General features: G+C 61.5%; 1 protein-coding gene. It reads left to right on the top strand.

What is annotated here, in order from left to right:
- A partial coding sequence (locus tag ABX749_RS19235) for a hypothetical protein (RefSeq protein ID WP_372897391.1) occupies window positions 1–5,740 on the top strand: 5,740 nt, incomplete at both ends.

Below are 5,740 nucleotides of genomic sequence, written 5' to 3'. Positions count from 1 at the left end.
GGGAATGACCTTCTCGCTGAGCCATCGCGGCCACGCCCAGGATGACGCACCGCAAGCCAAACTGAGCAGCTCCATTGCCGGTGACGGCACGGGGACGATCGTCGTGGAAGCCCGCGGACAAATTCCCGACCCACCGGTTTTCTATACGGCCAAGGCCACGTCGACGGCGAACGTTTCGACCGAACGGATCGAGCAAGCCATCCAACTGACGGCCAAAGTCATCCAGGGGCGCGCCAAGACATTGAGTTTTGGACTCCGCGGCCCGGACGCGATCAGCGATGTCCAGGGCGAAAACCTGCGTTCATGGTCCGTCCGCCGCGAAGGCGACGAGCGATTCCTGGATCTGCACATCAACCAAGACGCGACCGAGTTGAAGGTGGAGATCAAAACACGCTCGGAGAAACTGCAACTTCCCACAACCATCGACCTGACGCACCTGACCCCGGGCGAGTCTGTCGGTTTCGATTCGATCGTCACCATCATCGATGCTCCCGAAGTTGCCGTGACCGTCAACTCGGTCAGCGGGTTTGTCCCGCTGGATTCGGGCGATCGGGCCAAGCGTTTCCAGACGGCCGGCGGCGGCCAAATCCAGCTCTCTCTGCAGCGCGACGGCGCCGCCCCCGCAGCGGTCGAACTCGTCGACACGACGTTGCGCGGCGAGCTGCATCCCGATGGCAAATCGATTCGTTTCCAGCTTCGCAGCACCGCAAACGTCACCGAGCCCGGTGCCGATATCATCATCCTCTCGGGCAATGCCGCCGTCAGCGAAGTGCCTGTCGACGACAACTATCAATTACAGCTCTCGACGCCCAACGGACAATCGGTTTACCTGCTGACCTTTGCCGATACCGGCAGCTTTCCGGTGGCACTCGATTTTGTCGCCACCCTGGACGCCCCCGCTCCCAACGTGCATCGCATGGACATCACCATCGCCGCCAGCGCCGTGGTTCCCCTGACGCTCGTCGGACTGGAATCGGACCTGGAATTTGAGCGCGATCAAGAATCGGTCGTGCCGCTTCGCAAGGACGACGCCTGGCTCGGTTTTTTGCCGGCAACCGGTCGCGCGAAACTGCAGTGGAAAACCGCGCGTCAAACCGGCGAAGGAAAACTGTTCTTCACCACCACCGGCAAGATCGAAGCGAAAGTCGGCACCGGACTGCTGCGTCAAGATCACCAGATCACTTACCAAGTGCTGCAAGGCGAACTGAGATCGTTTCAGATCGGCTTGCGCGGGCCGGGTGAAATCCTCGACGTCCAGGGCGACAACATCGTCGGCTGGAAAGTCACCGAGTCGGGGCAATCGAGACAGCTCGACGTCACCCTCAGCCAGCCGATCACCGGCCAAAGCCAGATCAACGTGCGCAGCCAAACGCCGCTGGGCGCGTTTCCGGTACGAGTCGAAGGGCTGCGGTTGGTCCCGATCGGCGCGATCCGTCATTCGGGGTTCCTGCGGCTGACGAACCTGGGATCGGTGCGACTGGAACCGACGCTGCTGAGCGGCATGAATCAGCTGGCACCGGATCAGTTTCCCGGCGATTCGATCGAAGCCCGTCAAGTTTTCGTGTACCGATTCCCCGCGGCCGAGCATAGCTTTACCGTCGCCGCGGATCGCATCCAGCCGGAGGTCAATGTTTCCGAACTGGTGCTTTATGAATTGGCCGAGACGGATCGTGTGGTCCGGGCGGACATAGAACTCGACATTCGCGAAGCCCCGATCCGCGAGTGGGATTTTGGAATTCCGTCGGACTATTCCGTCGTCTCGGTCACCGGAGCGAGCGTCGCCGACTACATCACCGCAACGGCCGTCACGGGTGGTCGCCGCAATCTAAAAGTCATCTTCGGCCAAGACGTGATCGGGCGCCAGCTCGTCGCACTGCACTTGGAAAAAAGCGAAGCCGCGTCGGAGGGTGACTGGAATCTGCCACGCATCGAATACCCCGACGCCAAATCGGTCCGCGGCGATCTGGGAATCATCGGCGCCCCAGGCTTTCGAATTTCCATCGCGTCGACAGACTTGCTGGCCGAAAAACCCTTGTCGTACTTTCCCAAACCGACACCGAACCTGCAGCAAGCCTTTCGCATTCGCCAACCGGGTTGGTCGGCCACGATGAGCGTCCAACAACTCGAGCGCAGTGTGCAGTCGGACGTTTTTCATCTCTATTCCCTGAGCGAAGAAACGGTCTACGGCAGTGCTCTGATCAACTACTTCGTCACCGGGTCGCCGGTTTCCGAATGGAACATCACCGTCCCGGCCACACTGGGCAACGTGATGGTCGACGGCAAGGACGTCCGCACGTACCGCAGAGAAGGCGACACGCTGATCGTTTCACTGCACCAACCCGTCATGGGCGCCTACACCCTGCTGGTGACTTTCGAAGAAAAACCCGACAAGAGCAACGGTTCGTTCAAGCCCGGCCAAGTCGCTCCGATCGGCGTTCAGGGCGAACGCGGTTACATCCAAGTGGTCAGCCCGATGCAGGTGAAAATCCAAACCGAATCGATCTCCGATGACATGCTCAACCTGGATCCGCTGGAATTGCCCGCGGAGTTGCGTCTGCTCAGCACCGCGCCTCCGCTGGGAACCTGGCAATACACCCAACGTCCATTCGAACTGAACCTGAACGTCAGCTGGTTCGAGCCCGGCACGACCGCGACGCAGGTCGTGGAATTCGCCGAAGCCAACAGTCGTGTATCGCAGGACGGCGAACTGGTCACCGACGTCGTGTACTTCGTCAAGACACGCGGGCAACGCACGTTGAAGATTCAGCTGCCCGGCGAACCGGTCCGACTGTGGGCCGTTTCCGTGGGCGGCCGGCCCGTCACGGCTCGTCAATCCGACGAGGCCACGTTGATCCCGATCCCCGGCGGCACGGACCCCAATGTTCCGGTCGAAGTCAGTTTGCGATTGGGCAAACCGGCCGTTCACCAGTCCCGCCCCGAACTCGCCTTGCCCACCGTGTTCGCCCCCATCCTGAAAACACAGTGGAATGTGACCGGAGACGAAAAATACGTGTTGGTGCCCTCCGGCGGAACGGTCACGCCGCCCGTCCCGGTGCTGCGGCCGTCCGGATTGGATTGGGTGGCCAAACGCGGGTTGATCGCGCTGGTGGTGATCGCGTTGCTGACCGGTTTCGGATTCTGGGCCTGCCGCAAACCGGGATCCCTCCGCGTCGCCGGTCTGCTGAGTTTGCTGATCGCGATCGGCGTGTCGGTCGCAACCGCGATGGTGGCGCTGTCACAACGGGGCGTTCCCGAGCCGTTACAAGTCAGCGTGCCGATTTTGGCGGCCGGAGAAACCATTGCGTTGCAGGTGAAGAACACGCCGCTGTGGCGCGTCAATCTTTCGTCCGCCGGCGTGACCGCGTTGCTGTGCGCCATCATCGCCCTGGCTTGGTCGTTTAGGAAGCACGACGTCCACGCACGCCGGCTGCTGCGTGGCGGTGGAGTTCTGTTGTTGGCCCTAGGGGTGTTGCTGCAAGGTGACAGCGCACCGTGGTTCTACGGACTGCTCGCCGTGGCGATTTTCATCCTGCTGTTCCTGCCGCCGGCGCGTGACTGGGTCCACCACACCAATCAATCCTTACGCGACCTCGCCGAGCGAAGGAAAGCCAAAAAGGAAAACCAAGATGACGCTCCAGGCGAAGTCCCCAGTGAAGCATTCGGTCCGGTGACGCCGATGCTGGTCGGGTTCGCCCTGATGCTGTCGATGGCAAGCAGCAGCCTGGCGGCCGTTCCGGCGGGGTTTCAGGCGGCCGACTCGATCAAACAACAGTGGCAACTGACGCATCAAGACGATCGTTTGTCCGCCACCGGAACCCTCACGCTGTCCGGCCGACCGGGGGATCGATTCCTGTTGCTCAAAGCCCCCGCCGTCCTGACGCGTTTCGACGGAACCGGGCTGCGGCTGACCAAGACCGAAGTGGCCGGCGAAGGCCTCTCTTACATCGTCAGCATTCCGGCAACCGATCCGTCGCCCCCAACGGAAGACGCCCCGCAAGATAACGACCAGCAAGAAGCTCCGTCGGTGACGTACCAGGCGACCTTTGATTTTCAGCTGGAAGCGATCCAGCCGATGGGCGGCATCCCTGTGCTGACCGGCATCGCGGCCGTCCAACAGATCGACCTCCGCTACGACGAAGCCGGATGGGACGTCACCTCTCCGGCCGCGGTCCGCATTGAAACCACCGAAGTCGACGACGCGACCCAGGCCAACGTGTTGCTGCGCCCCGGCAGCGCGAGTTTGTTCTTGAAACCCCAAGTCCGTGATGTGACGACGGAGGAAACACAGTTCTTTGTCGAAGCGTCTAACTTGTACCTGCCGGGACCCGGTGTCGTCGACGGACGCCATCGTCTGCATCTCCGAACGTCACAAGGCCAAGTCAGCGAATTGAATGTCGTGGTCCCCCAAGGCCTGACCGTCAGCGCGGTCTCGGGGCCGGTCGGTTCCTGGCAATTCGATGCCGAGAGCGGCGGATTGAAGTTGCAGATCGATCCCGCTCAATCACAAGCCTTTGACGTGATCATCGAAACACAACGCGGACTCGACCCTCTGCCGGCCGATGTCACGCTCTCACCGCTCAAGGTCACCGGCGCCAACGGTGAAGTCGGACTCGTCGCGATCGCCTTCGGTCCCGAAGCCCAACCTGAATCGTTGCAACCGAATCAGATGTCGGCCGTCAACTTGGGTGACTTTGACGCCGGCTTGATCACCAACAAACAAGCCGTGTTGCATCGGGTCTATCGCTATGGTGCCGAGGGTGGCGAAGTCGCCGTGCGTGTCGCACCGGTGGCAGCGGAAGTCCGTGTCGCCAGCAAGCAAGTCCTTTCACTCGGCGACGAACGCGTCGTCTTGGCGATCAACTTTGCCGCCGAAATCTCCCGCGCCGGACTGTTTCAGCTCAGTTTTCCGCTACCCGATGGGCTGGAAGTCGAATCGCTGACCGGCCCCGCGTTGCACCACTGGGCCGAACTGACCGAAAACGACCAACGACAAATCATCCTGCACCTCAACGGCAAAACCCTCGGCACGCAGAGCTTTGCGCTGGCTCTGACCGGTGCCGCGCCGAGTGACGTCGGGCAATGGGAAATCCCCCGTTTCGAGCTGAATGAAGCGACGCGCCAGACCGGTGACTTGGTCGTCCGCCCGACCACCGGCATTCGGCTCCGAACCGTGTCCCGGCAAAATGTTTCCGAGACCGATCCGCGGGCGATGGGCGGCGAAGCCCAAGGCGCGTTGGCGTTTCGTCTGCTGCAACGCGACTGGAACCTGGTCCTGGGCATCGAAAAACTGGATCCCTGGGTGACCGGCCAAGTGTTGCATGAAGTCACGCTGCGGGAAGGCCAGACGCGAACGGCGTTGATCGCGAATTTCAATGTGCAAAATGCCTCGTTGCGTTCACTGCAAGTGGTTCTGCCGCTCAGCGACGCCGACGAAATCAAGACGCTGCGGGCCAGCGGCAACACCGTCAGCGACTTGATTCGCACAGCGGCGGATTCCAACGTCTGGGAAATCCAGTTCAAACGTCGTGTGGTCGGCAAGATCGACTTCCGCATCGAATACGAGCGGCGGGGCGACCGAGAGAACGACAGTGAAACGCTCAACCCGGCGGGCTTCCCACAAGCGCGACAACTGTCGTATTTCTACGCCGTTCGCGCCGGCGGCCGCTTGGAATTGGAACTCGACGGACTGTCCGAAGGCTGGCAACAGATCGACTGGAGCACGGTGCCCCCGATGTTGCGC

Source organism: Stieleria sp., from assembly GCF_041595215.1.
In the GTDB taxonomy this organism is placed as follows: domain Bacteria; phylum Planctomycetota; class Planctomycetia; order Pirellulales; family Pirellulaceae; genus Stieleria; species Stieleria magnilauensis.
This window is presented reverse-complemented; position numbering and strand designations above follow the sequence as displayed.